This is a genomic window from Desulforamulus ruminis DSM 2154 (assembly GCF_000215085.1).
Taxonomy (GTDB): domain Bacteria; phylum Bacillota; class Desulfotomaculia; order Desulfotomaculales; family Desulfotomaculaceae; genus Desulfotomaculum; species Desulfotomaculum ruminis.
This window is the reverse complement of the sequence record NC_015589.1, coordinates 2,236,471-2,260,810: the sequence shown is the minus strand read 5'-3', so window position 1 is coordinate 2,260,810 and position 24,340 is coordinate 2,236,471. Positions and strand designations below refer to the sequence as shown.

Genomic DNA, 24,340 nt, shown 5'->3' with positions numbered 1-24,340 from the left:
GCTCCTCCAACAAATATACATTATACCCCTATAAGGTATATTAAGGCTTTGAAATTGTCAATAACTAACGAATAAAAAAAGCCTTGATAAAGTTTCGCTTTATCAAGGCTTGTTGGTTTAACTTAGGCGGGAAAAATGTTCCACCGCTTTCGCAAAGTCCTTAATGGTTTTATCCGCATCGCCGTGTTCGATACCGTCCCGGACGCAATGCTGCAAATGCCCCTCCAGGATTATCTGCCCGACCTTATGGAGCGCCGATTTAGCAGCATTAATTTGAATCATGATTTCATCACAGGGGATATCCTTATCCACCATTTCGGAAATGCCCCGAACCTGTCCCTCAATGCGCTTTAACCGGGCGCGCACCTTTGGTATATCCATACATTCTCGCATGTTTAATCACCTTTTTATGGAACCATTTTGCTACCCTATACCCTAATAGAGTATAGAAATCAATGAATTTTGTCAACGAGGAAAAGATAAACTTGGTGTGCTTCTGTTTTTTGCTAATAAACAGATTTAACAACAAAAGTGTATTTTTGCGAAGATATGGGGAGAAAAAGAACATAGGCTCCTGCTAAATATTTGCAGTTATTAAAAAATAATTTTAATTTTTCACTCAAATCTACTGTATTTAAGCTTTTTGAGCTTTGACAAGGCTGCCATATTATTTCTATAATTACTTAAATACCTAACTAGCTGGGGTATACCTGGCTATGAGGGTATAACAACGCGATTGGTTTCCCTGAGGAGAAAGGCAGATGCCTAGGCCAAGGGGTATACCGTTAACGCTGTATTTATGCAGTGTGTTTTTTCGGTGTACTTTACCCGTCTATGCCTTTTTCCGGCTGGACGGGTTTTTGGTTTTGACGAAAGAATACAAGCAATGAGGGAGCCACATCCAATCCCAAATTTTTCGTAGGAAAGGTAGGTTAGTATGATGGCGGAGTCCTGGGTGGAGCTAAGAAAACAACAACATGAAGAGGCGACTTTTATTAACCATGGAAAAATTATTTCATTACTTGAACAGGGAAGAAATTTTTCAAAAGTTGAGTTAGAAGCCATTATTGAAAAAGCCAGAACAGCCAAGGGCCTTAATCCGGAAGAAGTTGCAGCATTAATTCAGATTGAGGATGAAGAATTGTTAGAGAAGATGTTTGCCGCCGCTTTAGAGATTAAACAAAAGATTTACGGGAAAAGATTGGTACTTTTCGCCCCTCTTTACCTGAGTGACCACTGTGTAAACAACTGTGTATACTGCGGCTATCGTTGTTCCAATAAAATTACCAGGAAAAAGTTAACCATGGAAGAAATACGGGAAGAGGTAATAGCCCTTGAGGAGCTTGGTCACAAACGTTTAATGTTGGATATGGGGGAGGACCCCAAAAAGACTCCCATTGAGTATGTGCTGGAGGCAATGAAAACCATCTATGAGACGACAAAGGACAATGGCGCCATTCGCAGAATAAATGTTCAGATTGCGGCAACAACCGTTGAAGAATACCGCCAACTGAAAGAAGCGGGTATTGGTACGTATATTCTGTTCCAAGAAACCTTCCACCGGGAGACCTACGCCCAAATGCACCCCTCCGGACCAAAGCGGGATTATGATTGGCACACTACCGCCATGGACCGAGCCATGAAAGGCGGTATTGATGATGTCGGTATGGGGGTACTCTTTGGCCTCTATGACTACCGCTATGAAGTAGTGGCACTTATGTTGGGCGTTTTACATTTAGAGGAGAGATTCGGAGTAGGCCCGCATACTCTTTCCTTCCCGCGGATGAGGGAAGCTGAAGGCGTCAATTTAGAAACCTTTCCTTACTTAGTAAGTGATGATCAATTTAAGAAAATCGTGGCGGTTATGCGTCTGGCCGTTCCTTATACCGGGCTCATTATTTCCACCCGGGAAGAGCCTAACTTCCGTGATGAAATCATTGACCTTGGAATTTCACAAATGAGTGCCGGTTCTTGTGTAGGAATCGGTGGCTATAAAAAACAACTGGAGAATATTAAAAAAGGCATTACGACCGCTGCAGACGAGGATGATGCACAGTTTGAAGTGGCAGACCATCGCACCCCGGATCAGATCATTCGCCGCATCTGCGAATCGGGTTATATTCCAAGCTACTGTACTGCTTGTTATCGTAAGGGAAGGACCGGGGACAGATTTATGCCCCTGGCTAAATCCGGTGAAATACAGAATGTTTGCCAACCTAACGCCATTTTAACTTTTAAGGAGTACCTGATAGACTACGCCGGTCCCGAAACGAAAGCAGCGGGTGAACGGACAATCCAAAACCACTTGGCCGAGATTAGAAGCGATCAAATTAGAAAAATAACGGAAGATCGACTGATACAAATTGAGAACGGGGAAAGAGATTTGTATTTTTAACAAAGGGTATTAGGAATAAAACCGGCTCCCAAAGGAGAGCCGGTTTTATTTCATGCCTATTCTTCCCAAACTTTAACTTCTTTCATCTTATCCCCGGGTTGAATTTGATCAACGTATTCCTGTCCCTCAACCACCTGACCGAAAACCGTATGTACACCATCCAGGTGAGGGAAGGCATCATAACAAATGAAGAATTGACTGCCGCCGGTGTCTTTGCCTGCGTGAGCCATGGATAAGGCGCCCTTTTGGTGTTTGTGGGGATTTCCTTTGGTTTCACATTTAATGGTATACCCGGGACCGCCGGTGCCCGTCCCGTGTGGGCAACCGCCCTGGGCGACAAATCCGGGGATGACTCGGTGGAAGTTTAAACCGTTGTAAAAACCCTCGTTGGCCAATTTTTCAAAATTGGCGACGGTGCCGGGAGCTTCCTTGTCAAAAAACTCAATTTCGATTTTCCCGCCCTTTTCCAGTTCAATACTACCCTTTTTCAAATGAAGTTCCCCCTTCATATAAACTTCATTCATTTTACTATAAATAGGCTAAATAGACAAATTTTACTTGCCGTGGGCGCACTCTTTGAGCCACTCCAGGGTGTCTTGCCAGGTATTGAGACTTTTCAACTCTTCCAGACGTTCCGGATGCTCCGGGCGGTTTGTTAGGGTTTCCAGGCATTCACCCATAAGCAAAGTATTGCGCACCCAGTGGGAATGAGGAAGGCTGCCGGTCAGTTCAGCCATGGCCAGTTCTTCCCTGGTTTTATACCATAGCAGCGCCAGGGGATGCAGCCCGGCAGCGCCTTCGGGATTCCACCCCTCGATTTTATGCACTTCTTCTTTAATAAAAGCAGCGCCCAGGGCTTGCTCCAATAGTTCCAGGGATGCGGCAAGACGTGTAATCTCATTTTTCAAAAAGGAAACCTCCTCTTAGATAAGGGGTATTTTTTGGTTCCGGCGATTGGCTATCGGTTGTCGGTAAAAAGCCGAAGGCCGACCCCAAAGGAACCCCGATTAATTTCAATTGTAGGCAGGATATCCATCTTACGCAATAGAATTGAGAATGTTCAGGAGAAAAATTGGGGGTATTCAAAGGGATGTTTTCATTTGTAGCCGTCGACCTGGAAACCACCGGACTGGATTCCGGCCGTGACCGTATTATTGAAGTTGCCTTGGTGAAAGTGATCGACGGAAAGGAAGTCGCTTTTTTTCAATCCCTGGTAAAGCCCCGGGGGTCCTTACCGGTAAAAATAAAACGCCTGACCGGACTGAAGGATGAGGATTTTGCCGGAGCGCCGGATTTTACAGACATTCAACAAGAAATTCTTACTTTTATTAGCGACCTGCCCTTTGTGGGGCATAACATAAAATTTGATAAGGAATTTTTGGATCAGGCCTTGGGCTTTCAAGGGACCTATGAACTGTATGATACCCTTGAATTGTCCAGGTTATTGCTGCCTGCCGCACCCAGCCACCGTCTGGGCGAGCTGTGCAAAAGGGCGGGTTTCGAGCTGCAGACCGAACACCGGGCTCTGGACGATGCCCGGGGAGCTGCGCAATTGCTGTTGAAATTGCTGCAACAGGCCGAAGAAAACGAAGCGGACGTCATCTGGCAATTAAGCCAGTTATTGAAGCAGGCGGAATCTGCCTGGTATCCCTTTTTTCACTCCCTTTACAGTAAGGTTTTAAAGGAATTTCCCGGTGGGAAAATCAACCGCAAGATTCCCGGGGCCTGCTACGAAAATAACCTGCCGGAGGAAAAACCCTATCCGGAAAAGATGCCGCTGGCCCTTGAGGACTGCCTGAAGATCCTGGGGCCCGAAGGGACCTTGGCTTTGTCCATGGCTAAATTCAATCACCGCCCCCAGCAGTGGGAGATGACCCGCTCGGTGGTGGAGGCCTTGAACCAAAGCCGCATTCTGCTGGTGGAGGCCGGAACGGGAACCGGCAAATCCCTGGCCTATCTGGTACCCGCCATATTATGGGCGCGGCATAATGGTGAGCGGGTGGTGATTTCCACCCATACCATTAATTTGCAGGAACAGTTATGGAAAAAGGATATTCCCCTATTGGAGGAAGTTGCGGATTTCTCCTTCAAAACCGCTTTATTAAAGGGGCGGAGCAATTATCTCTGCCTGCGGCGCTGGTACGCCATGCTGGCGGAAACCCATCATCCCCCGGCCGAGGCCTGGTTTTTAGCCCGATTAATGATCTGGCTTCAACAAACCCAAACCGGGGATAAAAGTGAACTCTTTATTCCTTATCAGGAGATGGAATATTGGTATCGGATCTGTTCTGAAACGGACAGTTGCCTGGCCACTCGCTGCCGTCATTTTGGGCAGCAGTGCTTCTTTAATGCCGCCCGGCGGGCGGCTGAGCGGGCGGATGTGGTGATTATCAACCATTCCCTGCTGCTCAGCGATGCCAATGCGGAAAACCGTTTTTTGCCCTCCTTTGGGCCGCTGATTGTGGACGAAGCCCATCACTTGGAGCAGTGCGCCACCGAACATCTGGGCAAAAGCACCGGGCGGGGAGAAATGATGCGCTGGCTGTCCTCCAAACTGCCGTTGCGGCTGGAGCAGATAGAGGATTCCACAGACCCCGGAAACTGGCAAAAAGCCCTGCAGCAATCGGCGGAAATTAGGCAAAGAGCCAGGGAAACCGTTAACAGTTTCTTTGAATTACTGTACCGCTGGGTGGAAAATGTTCCGGGAGCAGAAGAACCCGGTTGGCTGACCCTGAGGTTTGCACGGGAAGGAAATCCTGACGGGGTGGCTTGTTTATCCCCGGCGGTGGAAACAGAGCTGGATAACTTACTGGTACACCTAAGGTCACTGGTGCAGATTAATCTGCGCATGGCCTCCCGCCTGGAGGACCTGACCGTTCTTGCCGGGGATCACTCGGGACTGGCTAAAGATTTATTGTCCTGGGCCATGATGGGGGAAAAACTGGCGGATCGTTTGGAGTTTATCGGCCGTTGTGCGGAAGATGAATATGTCTACTGGATTGAGGGCGTCCGGGAGGAGCGGGAAATGATCCTGCGCTGCGCCCCTGTTGACGTGGGTCCGCTGCTGCAGGACCGGCTTTTTTCAGAACAACGGCCTGTAATCTTAACCTCCGCCACTTTAACGGTGGACGGCAGTTTTAATTATTTTCAAAAAAATATCGGCCTCGATTTACTGCCCGCCGGTGCCGTTATGGAAAAGCAATTAACTTCTCCCTTTCATTACAGTGAGCAGGTTCTTTTATGTGCTGTAAAGGATATTTTACAGCCCAGACAAATCGGGGATGCCGCCTACCATGATCAAATTGCGGAAGCGGTCTATCAAATATCCCTGATGGCAGGCGGGCGAACCCTGGTGCTTTTTACCTCCCACCGTTCTCTCCGGGAAGTCTATTTCCGTTTGAAGACCCGCTATGAAGAGGAAGACATCTGTTTGCTGGGGCATGAATTGGACGGCAGCCGCGGCCGTCTGGTGGAGCAGTTTATGGAAGGAGAAAAAACCGTGCTTTTTGGCGCGGCAAGTTTTTGGGAAGGGGTGGATATACCGGGAGACTCCCTGTCCTGTGTCATCATGGTGAAACTTCCTTTTGCCCCGCCCAACCAGCCTACCATTGAGGCTCGGCTGCAAAAACTGGCGCGGCAGGGGAGAAACGGTTTTCAGGATTACCAACTGCCCCAGGCCGTGATTAAGTTTAAGCAGGGATTTGGCCGGCTGATCCGGGATCCGGAGGACCGGGGAGTGGTTATTTTATTAGATAGCCGTCTGGTGGAAAAGAAGTATGGCCGCAAATTTTTTAATTCCCTGCCCTTGGGGGAGCACGTAAGAGGCAGTTGGCAGCAGGTGGTGTACAAAGTCAAATCCTGGTTTCAACAAAATTAAGAATAATTTAAGTATACCTCTTTCCCTGAGATCATTTGAATGATAAAATATGGTGTGACCCTTTTTGGTATTGATAAGAGATACCAGCTTGGGAACTCTCAGGCAAAAGGATAAGAAAAATAGCGGGAGGTTACCCCATGAAGGGAAAACACATTCCCAATCTGTTTACAATGGGAAACTTATTGTTTGGTGTCTTTGCACTGGTGCTGGCGCTTCAGGAGGAATACGTCCAGGGCGGCATCATGATCTTGATGGCCGGTATAATGGACTATCTGGATGGAAAAGTAGCCAGAAAATTACAAGTATCTTCTGACTTTGGTAAAGAATTGGATTCCCTGGCGGATCTGGTATCTTTTGGTGTGGCTCCTGCGATTCTGGCCTATGCCCTAAAACTCTCCGATTGGGGTTATCTGGGTTTGGCCATTGCATTGGCCTTTGTTCTGTGCGGCGCTTTGCGGTTGGCAAGATTTAACGCCAACACCTTTACCGGTTGTTTTATGGGGGTTCCCATTACGGCTGCCGGTGGAATTATTGCTATTTTGATTATTTATTTTGGAAATATCCCGACCTTGGCCTTACCCTTGGCCATGCTGCTGCTTTCGTGTTTAATGGTGAGTAAGATAAAAGTACCCAAGTTTTAATTATTGGTATTTTCTTCTCCGGTCCGTCATAATGTTACACAGATGCACAAATCCGACCCCACCTAAATACACTAATAGAGGATTTAATTTAAATGAGGGGTGATAGGAATTGCGCGTGTACTTTGTGCGGCTTCCCAGTTTTCTCCGGTCCTTGTTGCTTAAATTCTGGAATTAGTATCAAGGCAGGCCAACTAATGGCTTGCCTTGAACCTTTTTTTATGGGAAGAATAGGACTAAAGTCTTATTAGGACAAAAGTACTATTTTGTAGGACGCCAATCGGCCGAGAAGGATTACAATACAGTGCGTCGAATTTACAATATATAACAAATATACCAAACAAGAGGGAGGATGACCCATGCCAAGGATTGGATTGTGGGGAATCGTGGTTCTTCCTGTCACCGGAATGATCGGTTTGTTCCACTGGGCATTGGGCACATTCCATCTGTCCCCATGGCTAATCGTTTTCCAGGCATTGGCGGAAGTTTTGCTCGCTGTGGCTGTTTTCTATTTTGTTTTTATACGTGGGGAAAAGAAAGAACGGGAAAAAGAGCATCATTACTGGGATAAACAGCTTGCCGATCATAAACAATTGCTTGAATATCTGCCTCTGGCGGTATTGTTTGTGGACCGGCAGGGCACGATTATGCATATGAATAATCTAGCCAGAGAAATTGCCGATATAAAAGACAATGTTAAGAATATCTATCAAAATCCCCACGGTGCGGAGGATCCCCTTGAGTTATTAAAGAAAACCCTGGAAAGCAAACAGGTTTTTCAGGAATATGATTATACCTGCCGTCTGGTGGGAGAGTCCAAATATTACCGGCTGAACACCAGCCTGATCCAAGATGAAGATGGGCAGCCCCTGGGAGCGCTGCTTACGGGTTTTAACATATCGGAACAATTTTTGCTGGAAGAGCAGCTAAGCCAGCGGGGAAAACTGGCTATGATCGGTGAACTGGCTGCAGGAACCGCCCATGAAATCCGCAATCCTCTTACCTCGGTGAGAGGATTGGTGCAAATTCTTGGTCAAAGACTGGATAAGAATGATTCGGCCCAAGAATATATAAAAATGATGTTGTCGGAAATTGATCATATTAATTACATTATTAAAGAATTGTTGCTGCTGGCCAGACGCACCAGTCCCAATTTAAGCTTTATTTCCTTACCGGCCCTGTTGGATGACGCCCTGTTGCTGTTGGAAGGACAGGCTAACAGCAAAGGAATCTTTGTATATAAGGAATACAGCAACGAATTGCCACTGGTGGTTTTAGACGAAGATCAGATGAAACAGGTGTTTATCAACCTGGCCACCAATGCCATTCATGCCATGCCCGACGGCGGGGAACTGGTGGTTTCCGCCGAATATGTGCAGCAGGAGGAAAGCATCGTAGTTAAATTTAAAGATACAGGGATCGGCATTGCCAAGGAAAACATCTCCCGTATTTTTCATCCCTTTTTTACAACACGTCCCGAAGGAACCGGTTTGGGGCTGCCTGTAAGCTATCAAATTGTGGACAATCATGGCGGTAAATTGATGGTTGAATCCATCTCCGGTTCAGGCAGCACCTTTATTATAAAAATTCCACTGGTAAACCGGGAAAATATAAAAGCCTCTTAGATCTCCCTAAGAGGCAAGGCTTATGCCAACCATTCCCCCGATGGCTCCGGCCAGCAAGGTTAAGGAAAGTTTGCCTAAAGCGCCCACCAGCAAAATGTGACCCGGTAAAAATAATCCGGCTAAAATCCAAATAATAATAAAAGTGGTAAAACCAACCCCTAAACCGTTGAAGAGCCCCTTATTGCGGGCTTTTTTAGCGGCATAAGCACTGCCCGAAGCAACACTGATAAATAAAATTCCTGTGGCAACCCAGGACATGGTATTTTCGGAAAGATTGGTAAAATAATAGGTTAATCCTACTAAAACGCTAAAACCCAGAGATAACCCCAAAGATACCAAGGTGCCCCGATAAATGGAAGGAACGTGCAGTACGGGCATGGAAGGTTTATCTTGTTTAAGAGGCGGCATCCTTTGAACCTCCTTACACTTTTTAACATATAACTATTGAATTAGAGGTTCATTTATGACAGAAAGATGGGAGAGGCAATAAAATGGACAGGCAATTTACCATTAGCTATTTAATCGGAGACTCTTTATACCTGAATATAACCAATCGTTGTTCCAATGGCTGCGCTTTTTGTATCCGGAAGACAGAGAAGGGGGTTGGCTATGATTTATGGCTGAAAGAAGAACCCACTGCCGAAGAGGTGCTGGCTGCTGTGGAGGAACCCCAAAAATATAAGGAAATTGTATTTTGTGGTTACGGGGAACCTTTGTCTCAACTGGAGGTTCTAAAAAAGGTTGCCGCTGCATTAAAGCAAAGGGGAGTTCAATCCATACGGGTGAATACCAACGGCCAGGCCAATCTTTATTATGGTCGGAACATTGTACCCGAGTTGGCCGGTCTGGTGGATACCATCTCTATTTCTCTCAACGCTCAAAATGCCGCCGCCTATGTTGCCCTGTGCCGCCCCCAAAAAGGGGAAGAGGCTTATTATTCTCTGCTGGATTTTACCAGAAAATGTGTCGGAGTGATTCCCAGGGTGATCCTTTCCATTGTGGAGTGGCCGGGGGTTGATGTGGAGGCCTGTAGACAGATTGCCCGGGATTTGGGCGTGGAATTCCGGGTAAGAAAACCCATCTCCTAGATGGGATTGTGAAAGTGTATTTATAATCATTATTTTAATGGGAAAGCCCCGGGTTTTAGCGTCCCGGGGCTTTGTCGATTATTCGGCCAATGGGTTATCTCCGGTGCCGCCGGAACGATTTTTTTTGTTATTGGTGTCGTAAAAATCGTGTTCCCAACGACCGTCCGTATTGATATGGGTGGCAGAACCGGTTGGCTCATAAATAAATTTTTTTCCGGTATCATAGTGGTGTTCCTCTTCCAATTGATATTGGTTTCTTTTATCTTTATCCATATCCATCCTCCTGAGTTATCTTATTTAAAAAATATTTAGTGAAATATTTAAAATTCAATTATAAATAAAATAGATATTTGTATTTAATGCTATGAATGATTGACACCGGTTCCGGATCGGTATAATATGACAGTATCTTGATATTGAAAATCATTATAGATCTCCTGCGTAAAACCTGTTAATAATACGGAGGGTTTGTTTTTTATTTTGACCGGGGCAGCCCTTGCTTATACCAAGGGCTGGTTGGCAAAGTCGGTAATTTTACATTGACCGGAAGATTCCTCAAGGGGTAAAATCTGGATAACGTGAATCCATAAAGGGAGTCATCTTGATGAATACGAAAGAAGCCCGTTTAAAAGTAACCGGAATGAGTTGTGCGGCTTGTTCTTCCCGATTGGAGCGAAACCTCGGCAAACTGGCCGGGGTGGAAAAGGCTCAAGTGAATTTGGCCGGCGAAACGGCCACCGTAACCTATGATCCTGATCAGCTATCCACGGATGAAATTATTCATAAAATAACGGAAACCGGTTTCGGCGTGGTTCAGGAAACCTTGGAACTGAAGGTTAAGGGAATGAGCTGTGCGGCCTGCTCCAGTCGGCTGGAAAAGGCGCTGAACCGGGCCCGGGGTGTTTTTAGCGCCGTTGTGAACCTGGCTACGGAGAAGGCGGTCGTAAGATATAATCCCGGAGAAACTTCCCCCGGAGAAATCCGCAGAGTGATCCGGGATGCCGGGTTTACTCCCGAGGCTTTGACGGAAGACGGCGATCCGGACCGGGAACGTCTGGAGAGACAGCGGGAGATTACACGGCAGAGAAGGCTTTTTTACCTGTCGGCGGTTTTATCCCTGCCGTTGCTTTTATTTATGATGACCATGCTCTTTCAGTGGCATGAGGCCATGCGTTGGGGTATTTTTCACCCTTATGTACAGTTTGCCCTGGCCACGGCCATTCAGTTTGGTCCCGGACTGCATTTTTATAAGGATGCCTGGCGTTCTCTGCGGGGCGGCGGCGCCAACATGTCGGTTTTAGTGGTGCTGGGCACCAGTGCCGCCTATTTTTACAGTGCGGCAGCCACCTTTTTCGGCCATCAAATTGGCCAGCATGAAGTTTATTATGAAACCGGCGGTTTAATCATAACCTTGGTATTGCTGGGTAAAATGCTGGAGTCCTCAGCCAAGGGGAAAACTTCCGAAGCCATCCGAAAATTAATGGGGCTGCAGCCCAGAACCGCCAGAATTATTCGCGGGGGACAGGAACAGGAAATTCCCATTGAAGAAGTACAGGTGAAAGATCTGCTGATGGTTCGGCCCGGGGAGAAAATCCCGGTGGACGGAACCATGGTGGAGGGTTATTCCACCGTAGACGAGAGCATGCTTACCGGCGAAAGCGTTCCGGTGGACAAGCAGCCGGGGGACCGGGTGATTGGGGCCACCCTCAATAAGCTGGGCACCTTTAAGTTTGAAGCCACCCGGGTTGGCCGGGATACCGCTCTGGCTCAGATCATCCGTATTGTGGAAGAAGCCCAGGGCAGCAAGGCGCCCATTCAACGGATGGCCGACGTCATTTCCTCTTATTTTGTGCCGGTGGTGGTGGGCGTTGCCTTGATTACCTTTGGCCTGTGGTACTTTTTGGCACAACCCGGCGAACTGGCCCGGGCTCTGCTGGCTGCCACCGCAGTTCTGGTGATTGCCTGCCCCTGCGCCCTGGGACTGGCTACCCCCACCTCCATTATGGTGGCAACGGGCAAAGGGGCTGAATTGGGCATTCTCATCAAGGGCGGCGAATATTTAGAAAAGGCTTACCAGCTCAATACCGTAGTGCTGGATAAAACCGGTACCATTACCCATGGCAATCCAAAGCTTACGGAGATACTGGCCTTTGGCGCCTATGAAGGCCGGGAGGCCGAACTGCTGGCTTTGGCCGGAGCGGTGGAAAACAGCTCGGAACACCCCCTGGCCCGGGCCATTGTGGAAGCGGCGGCGGAAAAAACCGCTGGGCTGGCCGCGGTTTCTGATTTTACGGCCATACCGGGACACGGGATACAGGCCAGGGTAGAGCAGAAGGAGGTCCTGCTGGGCACCGTTAAGCTGATGAAAGATCATCAGGTGGATTTCACGCCCTGGCAGAAAAACCGGGAGGAATTGGAAGAACAGGGTAAAACGGTGATGCTGATGGCGGTGGACGGTTCGCCCGTTGGTTTAATTGCCGTGGCGGATACCGTGAAGGAAGAATCTGCTTCGGCCATCCGGCAAATGCTGGCCATGGGCATTGAAGTGTGGATGCTGACCGGCGACAATCAGAGAACCGCCCGGACCATTGCCGCCCAGGTGGGCATCCAACAGGTTATGGCGGAGGTGCTTCCGGAAGATAAGGCACAAAAAATACGGGAGCTTCAGGAACAAAATAAAATTGTCGGCATGGTGGGGGACGGCATCAACGATGCTCCGGCCCTGGCTATCGCAGATGTTGGGTTTGCCATCGGCACCGGGGCCGATGTGGCCATGGAAGCTGCGGATATCACGCTGATGCGCGGGGATCTCTGGGGGGTTGTGGACAGCATTATCCTATCCAGAGCCACCATTCGCAATATCCGACAAAACCTGTTTTGGGCTTTATTCTATAACACCGTTGGTATTCCGGTGGCGGCCTTTGGCCTGCTCAATCCGGTTTTAGCCGGAGCGGCCATGGCTTTCAGTTCTGTTTCGGTGGTAACCAACGCCCTGAGATTAAAAAGATTTACCCCCCATCACCGGGGTTAGAGAGGACAAAGGAGGAGAATACTAATGTCAAACACTATAAAACTGCAGGTACGGGGAATGAGTTGCGGTCATTGCAAGGCGGCCGTTGAGAAGGCGGTTAAAAAGCTCTCCGGCGTGCAGACCGTAGAGGCTACCCCGGCGGAAAACCAGGTGGTGGTTACCCATGACGGGTCCACGGATTTAAAAACCGTTAAAGAGGCCATTACCGACGAGGGTTATACGGTGGTAGATTAGACCAAAAAGGATGAGGTGGTAGAGTGGCAGACAGTTCGGAATCCATTCATGAGCTTTATGACCTGGCCGTGGTTGGTTGCGGTCCCGCCGGCCTGGCGGCGGCTTTAAACGGAACCATTCGCAAAAAGAAAATCATTTTGTTTGGAACGGACTTTTGCAGCCCTAAACTGCATCACGCTCCTAAAATTGAGAATTACCTGGGTTTACCCAATATTACCGGAGAGGAACTGCGTAAAAAATTTTTAGCGCATCTTCAGGAAGTAAAATTAAAGGTAAACCAAAACAAAATCAGCGGCATTTATCCTGAAGGGGAAAACTTTACCCTGCAATCCAGAGACAAATTTTTTAAAGCCAGGGCAGTGATCCTGGCCACAGGCGTGAATACCGTAAAACCCATCCAGCGGGAACTGGATTACCTGGGGCGCGGGGTCAGCTATTGCGCCACTTGCGACGGCCCTTTGTATAAAGACCGGAAGGTCATTGTACTGGCTTACAACCGCGATGGACTGGAAGAGGCCAACTTTCTTTCGGAAATTGCCTCGGAAGTGTTGCTGGTGCCCCTGCTTAAAGAAGAAGAGGCCGCCCGGGTGCGGTTGAATGAGAAAATAAAAGTTGTTAAAGGCAAAGCCATGGGCATTACCGGAGAAATGTGGGCCACCGGGGTTGCGCTGGAAGACCAGCAGCTTACGGCGGACGGCGTGTTCATTGTTCGTGAATCGGTGCTGCCGGATCAGTTGGTGCCTGGTTTAAAGGTGGGCAGCCAAGGGATTGAAGTGGACCGGTGGGGAGCAACCAATATTCCCGGCGTTTTTGCCGCAGGGGACTGCACCGGAGCGCCCTACCAGCTAAGTAAGGCCACCGGGGAAGGACAGGTGGCAGCTCTCAGCGCCGCCAAATATCTCGATGAATTAAAGAGCAAAGTGAAGGAAGACAGACCCCTGGCCACCGTATAAATTTGCAGGCATTAAAAAAGAAGGCCCTCATAGGGTCTTCTTGGCCTTTCCGGAGGAAGAACTAGACAAAGCGTTTAATCATAGGGTAATTTTCATCATCAAAAGCATAGCTTACATAAGAAAAAAATCCTTGCCGGCCCCAGAAACCCACGGTATTATCCTTTGGATTTGAGGAATTAACTCTGGCTTCTAAAGCAATGGATTTGCATCCCTGGTTTCTTACCACTTCCTCAAATAACTGGTAAATTTGCCTGCCCATGCCTTTATTTCTTAAATGAAAGGGAATCTGAAAAAAATGAATGTAGGCTTGAGAGAGACCCATGGGGTCTTTTTTTAGTTCGTAAATTAGATAGAAATTCTCCTCCTCAATGTCATTGTTATGATCGGCGTCCGTTATGTATACACAGCGGGGAAATAATATGTGTTCGATAAAACAAAGGCGGGTTTGCAGCAATCTTTCCAGCCGCAGGCGAAATATGTCCAGGTTCGGGTCAGGAGCAGGTAAATAGTGCACCCGTATCTTACTCCTTTTATGATGATTTCCTTATAAATATAGCACTAACCCCTTTTTAAAGGAACAAAGAACAACAAATAATTCTAAAATTCTTTTATTAACAGAAAATTGTCAAATATTAAAAGGATTTGACATACGAATTAAGGAAAAAATGGAAGGATTATCTATTTTTTGAGAGAATTATTTTTGACAGAGAAGGGAAAGGAGTGATGCCCGATGTGGAAGCCCAGCGATTTTTTAGCCAGGGCTGTTTATAAGGGAGGCTTTTGGCAAGTGGTGGCTTGTTTGTTTGAGGCAGCCGGAGCAGGCAAACCCGCCTTGCGTTCTCTGGAAAAGGCCCTCCAGAAGAACCCCCGTCAGGCGGATCTTCATTTGCAGGCCAGCCGGATCTATTTGAAAATGGGGCAGGTGGATCAAGCGGCCCTGCATTGCAAAAAAGCTGCCTCCGGGTTGGGACCCGGCAGTTTTTTATACTGGCTGGACCGAGCCTCCAACGGAGGCATAAAGCCGCACCGCTGGGATGAACTGGAGATTCAGGAGCACCACCAGGAGGATTTTTCTACGAAAGTCGAATGCTCCGGGGGCGACCGGGTTTCCGAATTTAATAACAGCGGTCTTTATCTTTTGGAAATGGGGCGCTATCGTGAAGCCCTGGCCTGCTTCCAGCAGTCCCGTGAGCTGGGCGGCAATGATCCGGCCATCTCATTTAACACCGGGCTGGCCTTAAGTAAAATGGATCGGCATCAGGAAGCCCTGGATTTTTACACCGAAGCTCAATCGCAGGGCTTTTCCAGTCCTGAACTCTTAAATAACAAGGGCTACAGCTTGTTTTATTTAGCCCGGTACGAGGAGGCGCTGGTCTGCTATGAAGTGGCCAGACAATACCTGCCCCGGGATCTCGGCCTGTTAAGCAACATGGCTTCCTGCTATCATCAAATGGGGCGGGTGGAAGAGGCCCAGGGCTGCTACCGCAGCGCCATCAAAGCTTGTCCCCATGACGGGACCCTGCACAATAATCTGGGGGTTTGTCTGGAAAAGATGGAAAAAGTGAAGGAAGCCCTGGAATGTTACCGGAAAGCCGTTGAGTGCTCTCCCCGCAACTGCACTTTTTTGTTAAACCTGGCGGAATGCTTGTTTCGACTCAACCGGTTGGACGAAACCTATGGTCTGGTGGAGCAAATCCTCGATTATGAACCCAATCATTATCAGGCCTGGGGGTTGCGAGGAGAAATATTGGTGGAACAAGGGAAGATGAGAGAAGCGGCGGAGTGTTATGGAAAAGCTCTGGGTATCGCCGTTTAAAAGGGACATTGGAGAAGCGACTTTGCATAGCGTCTGAAGAACGGCAGATAACCCAGGGAACAACCGGACTAATAAGAAATAGAATACGGATTGAAAGGATGACACGGAATTACGCGGATTTCAATTAAAAAATCCGTGAGAATCCGCGTTCTATTCTCTTTTTATTTTTGGACAATAAAGGGCTGCGCAATTCAACCATTCCGGTTTTTTTGCGATAGCCCTATTTTTTCTGTGACCCGCTGGAGAAGGTTATTGTAGAAAAAAAGAAAAAATCCTTCTTTGCGGCAGGGAGAAAGCCAACGGAGGCGAAATATAGTAAAGTTCAGTACCGGGAGAAATACTACCATTCGAAGGAGGAGGATGCATGTACGAGTTAACGGTTAACGGCAAATTCTCCGCTGCTCATCGTCTATGCGGTTATCCCGGTGATTGTGCCCGATTGCATGGACACACCTGGACCGTCCAGGTAAAGGTCATTGGCGAAGAACTGGACCCGCTGGGAATGCTGGTGGATTTTAAGGAGATCAAGAAACATCTGGCAGCGGTCATTGACCGGCTGGACCACCAGTTTTTAAACGAAATTCCCGGCTTTGGACAGGGGGGAGTCAACCCCACGGCGGAAAACCTTTCTTTTTATATATATCGGTTACTGGAAAAACCCATTCTAGAGATCAAGAAGGGCATAAGATTAAAGGAAATTTCCGTATGGGAATCGCCGGATGCCTATGCCACTTACCGGGAGGAATAAGTGTTGAAGGCTGTTGTTTTGTTATCGGGAGGGCTGGATTCCGCTGTCTGTCTGGCCTATGCCAGGACGGAAGCTTCCGTTGAATTGGCCTTAACCATGGATTATGGGCAGCGTTCCGCAGAAAAAGAAATTGCCGCCGCCGCCCAATTGGCACGGTATTATCAAATTCCCCATAAAGTTATTGCCTTGCCCTGGTTGGCAGAGATCACCCATACCGCGCTGGTGCAGAGGGAAGAGGATCTGCCGGAACCGGCTGCAGCGGATTTGGACAACCTGGAGCTGGGAAATCAAACGGCTGCCGCCGTATGGGTCCCCAACCGGAATGGACTGTTTCTCAACCTGGCCGCCTGCTTTGCCGAGTCTCTGGGCTGTTCCCTGGTCATCGCCGGTTTTAACCGGGAGGAGGCCGCCACTTTCCCGGATAATACGCCTGAATTTACCCTGGCGGCCACTGCGGCCATGGCTTACTCCACCGCCAACAAAGTAAAGGTGGTCAGTTATACCGGGCACCTGGATAAGGGGGAAATTGTGGCCCTGGGAAATCGCCTGGGAGTGCCTTGGGAGTCCATCTGGAGCTGCTACCGGGGAGAATCAAGCATGTGTGGAAGTTGTGAGAGCTGCCGGCGTTTGATCAGGGCCTTTGCCACTGCCGGGCTGACCCTTCCCGCTTCTTTAAAGGATTTTGCAACCACCGGAGGTGAGGCCAATGCTGGTTAGGGTTGAAGAGAAAGAGATAAAATATGACGGAAGGCAGTTGTCTTCCCTCTGGGCTTTTCGAAATTTTGGTCTGCAGGGGGACAGTATAGTTTGCTTCCGGGGAGGCTGTCAGGTAGAATTGACCGAAATGGTGGACCTGGCCGATGTGAGGGCCAATGCCCCCATTTATAGTGAAGATATGCTGCATTTTATCATTGAACATTTTGATATGGATCTGGAAAAAGCGGTGGTCAGGCAGCGTTTATTTATCGCCATCATCAAGGATTGCCTGAATCGGCAGGCCAAGGTTGATTTAATCCGCCGGGGCGACGATCTGTATTGCGGGGAGCGCAAGCTTTCGGTGTCTATTGCCACGGCCAGCCCGGTATCCACCTTAATCCATACCGGACTGAACGTATCCTCCCGCAACACCCCGGTGCCCGCCATCGGTTTACTGGATATGGGCTGGCCTTCCCAAGACATTTTAAAACTGGGCCAGACCATTGCCCGGGCCTACCAGGAAGAAACCGGGGGCATCCGGTTGGCTCGTTGTAAAGTCAGGGGTGTGGGTTAATGGACGGGTACTTGCAGGAAATTTTTTCTTCCGTTCAGGGAGAAGGCCCCTATGTGGGGGTGCGGCAGGTTTTTGTGCGTTTTGCCGGATGTAACTGGGATTGTGCCTATTGCGACACGCCCAAGCAGGCGACGCCTCCTTCATGCCTCGTCGAACCAATACCCGGCCAGCCGGAGCTTGTGCATTTGGCGAATCCCCTGGAACCGCAGCAAGTGGCCGAACTGATTCGGCAATATTTTACTTTAGCCCTGCATCACTCGGTGAGCTTAACCGGCGGAGAGCCTTTACTACATGCAGATTATATTCAGTCCCTGGCCAAAGAACTGGCCGGAACCCAACGGGGAATTTTTCTGGAGACTAATGGAACCTTGCCGGAGGAATTGCTAAAGGTACTGAACGACATTGCCATTATTAGCATGGATATCAAGCTGAAAAGTTCCACCGGAACCGAAACCCCCTGGGAAGTGCAGGAAAAATTTCTGGAGATCGCCGCCCGCAAGGAAGTTTACGTAAAAATCGTTATTACAGGCGCTACCAGCGATGAAGAAGTACAGAAGGCAGGGGAAATGGTAAGCCGGCGGGCTCCCCAAGGGGCATTGATTTTGCAGCCGGTTACCCCCAGGAACGGCGTTTTGGCGCCCACTGCCGGCCGGGTTCTTCATTTGCAGGAATTGGCGTTAAAATATGTACAAAATGTAAGAGTTATCCCACAAACACATTTAATGATGGGGCAGCGATAAGGAGTTGACAACCATGTTTGATAAACCGAAAATAGAGCAAGCCGTTCGGATGATTCTTGAGGCCATTGGGGAAGACCCGGACCGGGAAGGGCTGTTGGAAACACCGGCCCGGGTAGCCAGGATGTACGAAGAAATTTTTGCCGGGCTGTCTCAAGATCCCCGGGAGCATCTAGGCAAAACCTTTTCCGAAGAACATGAGGAAATGGTGCTGGTGAAGGATATTCCCCTGTACAGTGTTTGTGAGCATCATTTAATCCCCTTTATCGGTAAAGCCCATGTTTGTTACATTCCCAGACATGGCAATGTAACGGGACTTTCCAAACTGGCCCGGCTGGTGGAAGGATATGCCCGGCGTCCGCAGTTACAGGAAAGGCTGACCAAGCAGATTGCCGACGCCGTTATGGAAGAGCTGCGGCCCTACGGCGTGGCGGTTGTGGTTCAGGCGGAGCACCTCTGCATGTCCATGCGGGGCGTACGGGCTCCCGGAGCCCATACCGTGACTTCCGCCGTACGGGGAATATTCCAGAAGAATGAAGCTTCCAGAGCGGAGGCCATGAGTTTAATTTTGAAAAGTGAATGATGGTTTGTTTGATGGAGGGAACCCTGTGGAAAAGAAAATGACATCAGGGAAATTGGAACTGGTGGCTGCCAAGAAATTTGCTCCCTATGGGGAAATGTACAAAGTAGTGGATTTTTTAAACAAAACCCTGAAGGATAAGCAGGTCATCTTTGGTTTAACCAAGGATGAGAAGGGTCAGATGACCCTATCCATTTATGAAACCTAGGAGGACCTATGCGCGTTTTAATTTCTAATGATGACGGCATTTATGCCGACGGCATTGCTGCTCTCAGAAAGGCCATGGAAATGGTGGCGGACGAAGTCTACGTGGTGGCGCCGGACCGGGAACGAAGCGCCTGTGGACATGGCATTACCGTGACCCGTCCCATCCGGGCCAAGGTACACCGGTTTAAATCCGGCCAGGCCAAAGGCTGGGTGGTGGACGGCACGCCGGCGGATTGTGTCAAACTGGGGCTGGAATCTTTACTGGAAGCCCCGCCGGATCTGGTTGTGTCCGGCATTAACCTGGGGCCTAATTTAGGCACCGATGTTTTGTATTCCGGAACGGTTTCCGCCGCCTTTGAAGGAGTAATTAACCACGTACCTGCCATTGCGGTTTCGCTGGCAGCCTGGGAAAACTTAGATTATACGGTGGCGGCGGAATTTATGAAAGAATTTGTGCCCAAAGTAATGGCCAACCCCTTGGAACCAGGCATATTGCTGAATATCAATGTCCCCTTGAATTATGACGGCAAAGGCATTCAAGTTACTCGCTTGGCCCGTCGGCGCTACATTAATGTTTTTGACAAACGGGTGGATCCCCGGGGGAAAATTTATTTTTGGATGGCCGGAGAGCCTCACAACCTGGACGAGGACGATTTGGAAACCGATGCTGCAGCCGTAAACAACGGCTATGTTTCTATTACGCCGCTGCACTTGGATTTAACCGATTACTCTTATCGCAAAAAAATGGCCGGCTGGCTGCCGGCCAAATAAAAGTTATGAAGCTCTCTGCAACAGAGGGCTTTTTTATACCAGTTCATTGGCCTTGGCCAGGGCGATCTTCACAAAATTACCGCACTGGCGGGAAGTAAGATTGCCGTAATCACTGTGTTCCCCCAGGATTAATCCTTCTACTCCCTGGGCATTGGCAGCATAGTGTTTCATTTTCCAGTTCATCACCTTGTCACGTGCCATTGTTATTCCTCCTTTTAAAATTTTAAAATTGTCTTTCACATCGGAATACCATCTGCCCGGTTTTATCCCGTGATGGACGCTCCAGACCGATTTTTTTCCGACAGGTGAAAAAATCCATTCCTTTTGCCAGGCTTTATCCAGAAAATCCATTTAAAACAAACAAATATTATTTCCTTTTTCTATGGCTAGTATGCTGCAAAAACAAACAAATTATTTTACTAAGAATCTGGTGCTAAAACCATGAATTTATTTTTAAAAAAATTGCTGGCCTTTAGCTAAAAGAAGCGATCTCCCAAAGCGCCTTTAATGCGCAGAAAATCTTTCCGGTGAATACCGCCCAGCAAAAATAAAAGGAGCAGATAAACAAAGCCGCCGGCAATTAAAGAAACGATTAAAGTTAAAAGGGAAGAATAGGGCAAAAGAAAAATTTTAATTTGCCAAATAACCAGGCCCATGCCGCCGGATGCCAAAAGCGGTTTGATAATATCGTGGGACAGGTTGATTTGATAGCCGATCAGTTTTTTCAAATCATAATAATTTAACAAGGCCATCAAAATATAACAAAGATTCAGAGCCAGACAGGAACCCAGAATACCCAGTTTGGGTATAGAAGTTAGATAATAAAGACCGAATATTTTAAAAACCGATGCCAACATTAAGTTTTTAAAAGGACGCATGGCTTCTCCCATGCCCTGCAGAATGCCGGTGGTGGTCTGCTGGAAATAGAGAAAGGGACCGCCAATGGCCAAGACCCAGAGAATTTTGCCCGCTTCCTTGTAACCAAATAAAACACCGCACATTTCCTGGGGCAACAGGAAAAAAGCCACGGCACAGGGTAGACCCACTCCGCAGGTAATGCGCACGGCCACGGAGGTTCTGTTTCTCACCAACTGGCGGTTTTCCAAGGCTAAAGCGTCCGAGATAGCCGGTATCAGAGCGGTGGCCAGAGCAATGGTAATCATGGTAGGGGTAAATAACAGGGTTTCCGCCACGCCGATCAACAATCCAAAAACCGAAGTTGCTTCCGTTAAACTGAGGCCCGCTGCCTGGAGGCGCTGGGGGATAATCACCGCGTCCGCCGACATAAGCAGGGTGCTGACAAAGCGGGACAGGGTGACCGGAATACCCAGGTTAAAAATCCGGGAGCAGGACTGCTGAAAGGGCTCCGGCAGGCTGCCGGAAGTCCGGTTGATTTGAGAGCGTCCTTTAAAATAAAAATAAAGCATGGTGAGGCAGCCGGTTAATTCCCCGATGACAACCCCCAGAGAGAGACCAATGGCCGCATATTCAATTCCCCGGGGCAGCAGAAAATAAGCAATGCAGAGGCCGGCCGACACACGCATTAACTGTTCCAGGGTTTGGGTAATGGCCGTGGGAGCCATTTGCTGCAGCCCCTGAAAATAACCGCGAAAAGCGGAACAGATGGAAACCAGAAATACACCGGGAATTAAGCAAAGAAAAATATAATAGACCTTGGGATTGGGAAAAACATATTTCAGTAAAAGAGGGGATCCTACTACCAGCAGAGCCGTAAGTAAAAGGCTGGAGCTAATTAAAAAGAATAGACAGATGCGGAAGATCCGGTGGGCTCCCCGGTAATTTTTTTTGGCAATTTCCTCGGCCACCAGTTTGGAAATGGCAACCGGAATGCCCAGGCTAGCCAGTACCAGCATGAGAATATAAACTGGGAAGACCATGTTGAAGAGTCCGATGCCTTCCGGTTTGATCAAGCGGATCATAATCATCTGGTAGATAAAACCGATGACCCGGTTAATAAAGCTGGCTGTTAAAAGAATTAAAGCCCCGTAAACAAAAGATTGTCGAGACATGTCCATTTTCCTTTCGTGTATTGGCCAAGCCGGTGGCTCACTACCTATTTTTATGTATGGACAGGGGCTTGTATGAGCCTTGCAAAGAAAAAGGAAGGGGACAAAAATAAAAACTCAATTTTTAGTAAATTAAGAGGATTTGCTTAAAATATGTAGAAACATTTACATAATTTTAATTCCCTTGACCTTGATTTCTGGGCTTGTTAGCGGGTAAAAAGCTACCCCTGAAAAGGGGTACTTTTATGCCAATTTGCCCAGGATTTGGTTGAAGGTATAGAATTAGTTGATCGGGGAAACCATTATTTACAAAGGAGGCCTGAATTTTGAAAAACTACCAGTCTAGCCAACTCCGCAACGTTGCAGTGGTGGCCCACGGCGGTTCCGGAAAAACTTCCCTGGTGGAAGCCATGTTATTTAACACTGGAACTCTTTCCCGCCTGGGACGAGTAGAAGACGGAACGACAACCTCTGATTATCATCCAGAAGAAACAGCCCGTAAAATGACCATTCACACCAGCCTGGTGCCGGTTGAATGGAATAACACAAAAATTAATTTACTGGATACTCCGGGCTTTTCAGATTTTATTGGTGAAGTAAAAGGCGCTCTCCGGGTAGCTGATGCAGCTTTATTTGCCGTTTCTGCAGTGGACGGCGTTCAAGTTCAACATGAAGTGATCTGGGAAATGGCCGAAGGGCTGCCCAAGATCGTGATTATTAATAAAATGGATCGTGAAAATGCGAACTTTGATAAAGTTCTTGATAATCTCAAAGAGAAATTTGGGGCAAATTTTGTTCCCGTACAGATTCCCATCGGTTCCTTTAACGACTTTAGCGGCATAGTGAGCGTGATGGACCGCAAGGCCTTTAGCGGCGACGGTAAGGGCAAAGAGATCCCGGTGCCCGGTGATCTGGAGGATGCGGTTGAAACCTACCGGGAATCCCTAATTGAAGCGGCCGCAGAAGGGGACGACGAGCTCACCATGAAATACCTGGAGGGCGAAGAACTGACCCCTGAGGAAATTAAAGACGGTTTTCGCAAAAGCATCGCCACCGGCAAAGTGGTTCCGGTGCTGGCTTGCTCCGCTACTAAAAACATTGGTGCCGCTCAAATCCTGGATTTCCTGGCTTATTACGCCCCGGCTCCCCAGGTCGAGGAAGGGCCCATGGCTGCCCTGGTATTTAAAACCATCGCCGACCCCTATGTTGGCAAGATGAATTTTATAAGAGTCTTCCGGGGTCAATTTAAGAGCGATACACCGGTTGTCAATGTGAAAAAGGATAAGCCGGAAAAGATTGGTCAAATCCTCTATGTACGGGGGAAAAGCACCGTGCAGACGGATACCGTTCCTTGCGGGGATCTGGCCGTACTGGTTAAACTTCAGGATACCGGTACCGGAGACACCCTGGCGGATAAAGATAAGCCCGTGGAATTAGAGGGCATTTCATTCCCGGCCCCCACCCTGACCACCGCGGTGGTTCCCAAGAGTAAGAACGACGAGGATAAACTGGGAGACGCGCTGTTAAAATTAACCGATGAAGATCCCACGGTGAAGGTGCAGAAAAATACCGAAACCAAGCAAACCTTGCTGATCACCATGGGTGAGGCGCAAACTCAGATTATGGTGGAGCGCCTGAAAAAGAAATACGGTGTGGACGTTGTACTGGAGGAGGCCAAGGTGCCTTACCGGGAAACCATCCGCAAAAAGGTTGAAGTGGAAGGCAAACACAAGAAACAATCCGGCGGCCGGGGGCAATACGGCCATGTTTGGATTCGTTTTGAACCCACAGAGGAGCATTTTGTATTTGGCGAAGAAGTATTTGGCGGCGCCGTACCCAGAAACTACTTCCCGGCCGTAGAAAAAGGCCTGCGGGAAGCGCTGGAGGAAGGGGTGCTGGGATTCCCTGTAACCGGTCTGAAGGCTACTTTGTATGACGGCTCCTACCACCCGGTGGATTCCTCTGAAATGGCTTTTAAAATTGCCGCTCATCTGGCCTTTAAGAAGGGTTGCGACCAAGCCAGCCCCGTACTGCTGGAACCTATTCAAAATGTTGAGGTTACGGTTCCGGAAAACTTTATGGGAGACATTATCAGCGATTTCAATACCAAGCGGGGCCGGGTGCTGGGTACAGAGCCCCTGGGCAGACTGGTAAAAATCCGCGCCCAGGTGCCTTTATCGGAAATGTACCGCTACGCCATCGACCTTAAATCCATGACCCAGGGCCGCGGTTCCTTCACCATGGAATTCTCCAGCTATGAAGAATTCTCCGGCCGGGAAGCGGAAATGGTCATTAAGAAAGCCAAGGAAGAAAAAGAAGCCAAATAGAACAAAAAACAGGAGT

Annotated in this window: 25 protein-coding genes; 17 read left to right on the top strand and 8 right to left on the bottom strand. The window is 48.5% G+C overall.

Annotated features, from left to right (window positions below; genetic code table 11):
- Window positions 1-117 precede the first annotated feature (117 nt).
- Window positions 118-393: a metal-sensing transcriptional repressor gene (locus DESRU_RS11310; RefSeq protein ID WP_041275391.1), complete on the bottom strand. Its 276-nt coding sequence runs from the start codon at window positions 391-393 to the stop codon at window positions 118-120.
- 544 nt (window positions 394-937) lie between these two features.
- Here DESRU_RS11310 and hydG point away from each other — a divergent pair.
- Window positions 938-2,395: a [FeFe] hydrogenase H-cluster radical SAM maturase HydG gene (gene hydG, locus DESRU_RS11305; RefSeq protein WP_013842243.1), complete on the top strand. Its 1,458-nt coding sequence runs from the start codon at window positions 938-940 to the stop codon at window positions 2,393-2,395.
- 56 nt (window positions 2,396-2,451) lie between these two features.
- Here hydG and DESRU_RS11300 read toward each other — a convergent pair whose 3' ends face one another.
- Complete coding sequence (locus tag DESRU_RS11300) at window positions 2,452-2,886, bottom strand: peptidylprolyl isomerase (protein WP_013842242.1); 435 nt, start codon at window positions 2,884-2,886, stop codon at window positions 2,452-2,454.
- 63 nt (window positions 2,887-2,949) lie between these two features.
- Complete coding sequence (locus tag DESRU_RS11295; protein WP_013842241.1) at window positions 2,950-3,303, bottom strand: hypothetical protein; 354 nt, start codon at window positions 3,301-3,303, stop codon at window positions 2,950-2,952.
- Between the two features lie 182 nt (window positions 3,304-3,485).
- Here DESRU_RS11295 and DESRU_RS11290 point away from each other — a divergent pair, with 182 nt between their 5' ends.
- The 3 genes from DESRU_RS11290 (at window position 3,486) to DESRU_RS11280 (ending at window position 8,535) form a co-directional block, all read left to right on the top strand.
- Window positions 3,486-6,272: a helicase C-terminal domain-containing protein gene (locus DESRU_RS11290; protein ID WP_041275390.1), complete on the top strand. Its 2,787-nt coding sequence runs from the start codon at window positions 3,486-3,488 to the stop codon at window positions 6,270-6,272.
- A 137-nt stretch (window positions 6,273-6,409) separates the two neighbouring features.
- Window positions 6,410-6,913 carry a CDP-diacylglycerol--serine O-phosphatidyltransferase gene (pssA, locus tag DESRU_RS11285; protein ID WP_013842239.1) on the top strand — a complete coding sequence of 168 codons (504 nt, stop codon included), beginning with the start codon at window positions 6,410-6,412 and terminating at the stop codon, window positions 6,911-6,913.
- 356 nt (window positions 6,914-7,269) lie between these two features.
- The gene (locus tag DESRU_RS11280) at window positions 7,270-8,535 is read left to right on the top strand and encodes a two-component system sensor histidine kinase NtrB (RefSeq protein ID WP_013842238.1); all 1,266 of its coding nucleotides are present in this window, start codon (window positions 7,270-7,272) and stop codon (window positions 8,533-8,535) included.
- Between the two features lie 6 nt (window positions 8,536-8,541).
- On the opposite strand, the gene DESRU_RS11275 is transcribed toward DESRU_RS11280, so the two are convergent.
- A complete protein-coding gene (locus DESRU_RS11275) occupies window positions 8,542-8,943 on the bottom strand; it encodes a TIGR04086 family membrane protein (protein WP_013842237.1) in 402 nt (133 codons plus the stop codon).
- Window positions 8,944-9,026: 83 nt separating this feature from the next.
- Here DESRU_RS11275 and DESRU_RS11270 point away from each other — a divergent pair, with 83 nt between their 5' ends.
- Window positions 9,027-9,623 (top strand): TatD family nuclease-associated radical SAM protein, encoded by a 597-nt coding sequence (locus DESRU_RS11270; RefSeq protein ID WP_013842236.1) that lies wholly within the window; start codon window positions 9,027-9,029, stop codon window positions 9,621-9,623.
- 78 nt (window positions 9,624-9,701) lie between these two features.
- Here the strand turns inward: DESRU_RS11270 and DESRU_RS11265 are convergent, their stop codons facing one another.
- Window positions 9,702-9,896 (bottom strand): hypothetical protein, encoded by a 195-nt coding sequence (locus tag DESRU_RS11265; RefSeq protein WP_013842235.1) that lies wholly within the window; start codon window positions 9,894-9,896, stop codon window positions 9,702-9,704.
- Between the two features lie 331 nt (window positions 9,897-10,227).
- Between DESRU_RS11265 and DESRU_RS11260 the strand changes: the two genes are divergently transcribed.
- The 3 genes from DESRU_RS11260 to DESRU_RS11250 are packed head-to-tail and all read left to right on the top strand — an operon-like array spanning window position 10,228 to window position 13,841.
- A complete protein-coding gene (locus tag DESRU_RS11260; RefSeq protein ID WP_013842233.1) occupies window positions 10,228-12,654 on the top strand; it encodes a heavy metal translocating P-type ATPase in 2,427 nt (808 codons plus the stop codon).
- A 24-nt stretch (window positions 12,655-12,678) separates the two neighbouring features.
- Window positions 12,679-12,888, top strand: coding sequence for a cation transporter (locus DESRU_RS11255; protein ID WP_013842232.1), 210 nt, complete (start codon window positions 12,679-12,681; stop codon window positions 12,886-12,888).
- A 23-nt stretch (window positions 12,889-12,911) separates the two neighbouring features.
- On the top strand, window positions 12,912-13,841 hold the full coding sequence (locus tag DESRU_RS11250) for an NAD(P)/FAD-dependent oxidoreductase (RefSeq protein ID WP_013842231.1): 930 nt from the start codon (window positions 12,912-12,914) through the stop codon (window positions 13,839-13,841).
- A gap of 61 nt (window positions 13,842-13,902) precedes the next feature.
- Here the strand turns inward: DESRU_RS11250 and DESRU_RS11245 are convergent, their stop codons facing one another.
- Window positions 13,903-14,355, bottom strand: coding sequence for an N-acetyltransferase (locus DESRU_RS11245; RefSeq protein ID WP_013842230.1), 453 nt, complete (start codon window positions 14,353-14,355; stop codon window positions 13,903-13,905).
- Window positions 14,356-14,571: 216 nt separating this feature from the next.
- Between DESRU_RS11245 and DESRU_RS11240 the strand changes: the two genes are divergently transcribed.
- From DESRU_RS11240 to surE, 8 genes are all read left to right on the top strand, one after another.
- Window positions 14,572-15,657, top strand: a complete 1,086-nt coding sequence (locus DESRU_RS11240) for a tetratricopeptide repeat protein (RefSeq protein ID WP_013842229.1) — start codon at window positions 14,572-14,574, stop codon at window positions 15,655-15,657.
- 364 nt (window positions 15,658-16,021) lie between these two features.
- Window positions 16,022-16,405, top strand: coding sequence for a 6-carboxytetrahydropterin synthase QueD (queD, locus tag DESRU_RS11235; RefSeq protein WP_013842228.1), 384 nt, complete (start codon window positions 16,022-16,024; stop codon window positions 16,403-16,405).
- 3 nt (window positions 16,406-16,408) lie between these two features.
- Complete coding sequence (queC, locus tag DESRU_RS11230; protein WP_041275389.1) at window positions 16,409-17,122, top strand: 7-cyano-7-deazaguanine synthase QueC; 714 nt, start codon at window positions 16,409-16,411, stop codon at window positions 17,120-17,122.
- On the top strand, window positions 17,112-17,675 hold the full coding sequence (locus tag DESRU_RS11225; protein ID WP_013842226.1) for a DUF366 family protein: 564 nt from the start codon (window positions 17,112-17,114) through the stop codon (window positions 17,673-17,675). Before queC ends, DESRU_RS11225 begins: the two co-directional genes overlap by 11 nt.
- Complete coding sequence (locus DESRU_RS11220; RefSeq protein ID WP_013842225.1) at window positions 17,675-18,415, top strand: 7-carboxy-7-deazaguanine synthase QueE; 741 nt, start codon at window positions 17,675-17,677, stop codon at window positions 18,413-18,415. Before DESRU_RS11225 ends, DESRU_RS11220 begins: the two co-directional genes overlap by 1 nt.
- Window positions 18,416-18,428: 13 nt before the next feature.
- Window positions 18,429-18,995: a GTP cyclohydrolase I FolE gene (gene folE, locus DESRU_RS11215; protein ID WP_013842224.1), complete on the top strand. Its 567-nt coding sequence runs from the start codon at window positions 18,429-18,431 to the stop codon at window positions 18,993-18,995.
- 37 nt (window positions 18,996-19,032) lie between these two features.
- Window positions 19,033-19,200, top strand: coding sequence for a YpmA family protein (locus tag DESRU_RS11210; RefSeq protein WP_081462073.1), 168 nt, complete (start codon window positions 19,033-19,035; stop codon window positions 19,198-19,200).
- Between the two features lie 8 nt (window positions 19,201-19,208).
- Entirely contained in the window at window positions 19,209-19,970 is a 762-nt protein-coding gene (gene surE / locus DESRU_RS11205) for a 5'/3'-nucleotidase SurE (protein WP_013842222.1), read from the top strand.
- A gap of 33 nt (window positions 19,971-20,003) precedes the next feature.
- On the opposite strand, the gene DESRU_RS11200 is transcribed toward surE, so the two are convergent.
- Together DESRU_RS11200 and spoVB are read right to left on the bottom strand one after the other, a co-directional pair.
- On the bottom strand, window positions 20,004-20,171 hold the full coding sequence (locus DESRU_RS11200; protein WP_013842221.1) for a hypothetical protein: 168 nt from the start codon (window positions 20,169-20,171) through the stop codon (window positions 20,004-20,006).
- 275 nt (window positions 20,172-20,446) lie between these two features.
- On the bottom strand, window positions 20,447-22,000 hold the full coding sequence (gene spoVB / locus DESRU_RS11195) for a stage V sporulation protein B (protein ID WP_013842220.1): 1,554 nt from the start codon (window positions 21,998-22,000) through the stop codon (window positions 20,447-20,449).
- 323 nt (window positions 22,001-22,323) lie between these two features.
- On the opposite strand from spoVB, the gene fusA reads away from it, so the two are divergent.
- Window positions 22,324-24,324: an elongation factor G gene (fusA, locus tag DESRU_RS11190; protein ID WP_013842219.1), complete on the top strand. Its 2,001-nt coding sequence runs from the start codon at window positions 22,324-22,326 to the stop codon at window positions 24,322-24,324.
- The last annotated feature ends 16 nt before the right edge of the window (window positions 24,325-24,340 follow it).

Coding starts and splice junctions, on each gene's coding strand:
- DESRU_RS11310 (WP_041275391.1), bottom strand. CDS start 393: ATGCGAGAATGTATGGATATACCAAAGGTGCGCGCCCGGTTAAAGCGC.
- hydG (WP_013842243.1), top strand. CDS start 938: ATGATGGCGGAGTCCTGGGTGGAGCTAAGAAAACAACAACATGAAGAG.
- DESRU_RS11290 (WP_041275390.1), top strand. CDS start 3,486: ATGTTTTCATTTGTAGCCGTCGACCTGGAAACCACCGGACTGGATTCC.
- pssA (WP_013842239.1), top strand. CDS start 6,410: ATGAAGGGAAAACACATTCCCAATCTGTTTACAATGGGAAACTTATTG.
- DESRU_RS11280 (WP_013842238.1), top strand. CDS start 7,270: ATGCCAAGGATTGGATTGTGGGGAATCGTGGTTCTTCCTGTCACCGGA.
- DESRU_RS11275 (WP_013842237.1), bottom strand. CDS start 8,943: ATGCCGCCTCTTAAACAAGATAAACCTTCCATGCCCGTACTGCACGTT.
- DESRU_RS11270 (WP_013842236.1), top strand. CDS start 9,027: ATGGACAGGCAATTTACCATTAGCTATTTAATCGGAGACTCTTTATAC.
- DESRU_RS11265 (WP_013842235.1), bottom strand. CDS start 9,896: ATGGATAAAGATAAAAGAAACCAATATCAATTGGAAGAGGAACACCAC.
- DESRU_RS11260 (WP_013842233.1), top strand. CDS start 10,228: ATGAATACGAAAGAAGCCCGTTTAAAAGTAACCGGAATGAGTTGTGCG.
- DESRU_RS11255 (WP_013842232.1), top strand. CDS start 12,679: ATGTCAAACACTATAAAACTGCAGGTACGGGGAATGAGTTGCGGTCAT.
- DESRU_RS11240 (WP_013842229.1), top strand. CDS start 14,572: ATGTGGAAGCCCAGCGATTTTTTAGCCAGGGCTGTTTATAAGGGAGGC.
- queD (WP_013842228.1), top strand. CDS start 16,022: ATGTACGAGTTAACGGTTAACGGCAAATTCTCCGCTGCTCATCGTCTA.
- DESRU_RS11225 (WP_013842226.1), top strand. CDS start 17,112: ATGCTGGTTAGGGTTGAAGAGAAAGAGATAAAATATGACGGAAGGCAG.
- DESRU_RS11220 (WP_013842225.1), top strand. CDS start 17,675: ATGGACGGGTACTTGCAGGAAATTTTTTCTTCCGTTCAGGGAGAAGGC.
- folE (WP_013842224.1), top strand. CDS start 18,429: ATGTTTGATAAACCGAAAATAGAGCAAGCCGTTCGGATGATTCTTGAG.
- DESRU_RS11210 (WP_081462073.1), top strand. CDS start 19,033: ATGACATCAGGGAAATTGGAACTGGTGGCTGCCAAGAAATTTGCTCCC.
- surE (WP_013842222.1), top strand. CDS start 19,209: ATGCGCGTTTTAATTTCTAATGATGACGGCATTTATGCCGACGGCATT.
- DESRU_RS11200 (WP_013842221.1), bottom strand. CDS start 20,171: ATGGCACGTGACAAGGTGATGAACTGGAAAATGAAACACTATGCTGCC.
- spoVB (WP_013842220.1), bottom strand. CDS start 22,000: ATGTCTCGACAATCTTTTGTTTACGGGGCTTTAATTCTTTTAACAGCC.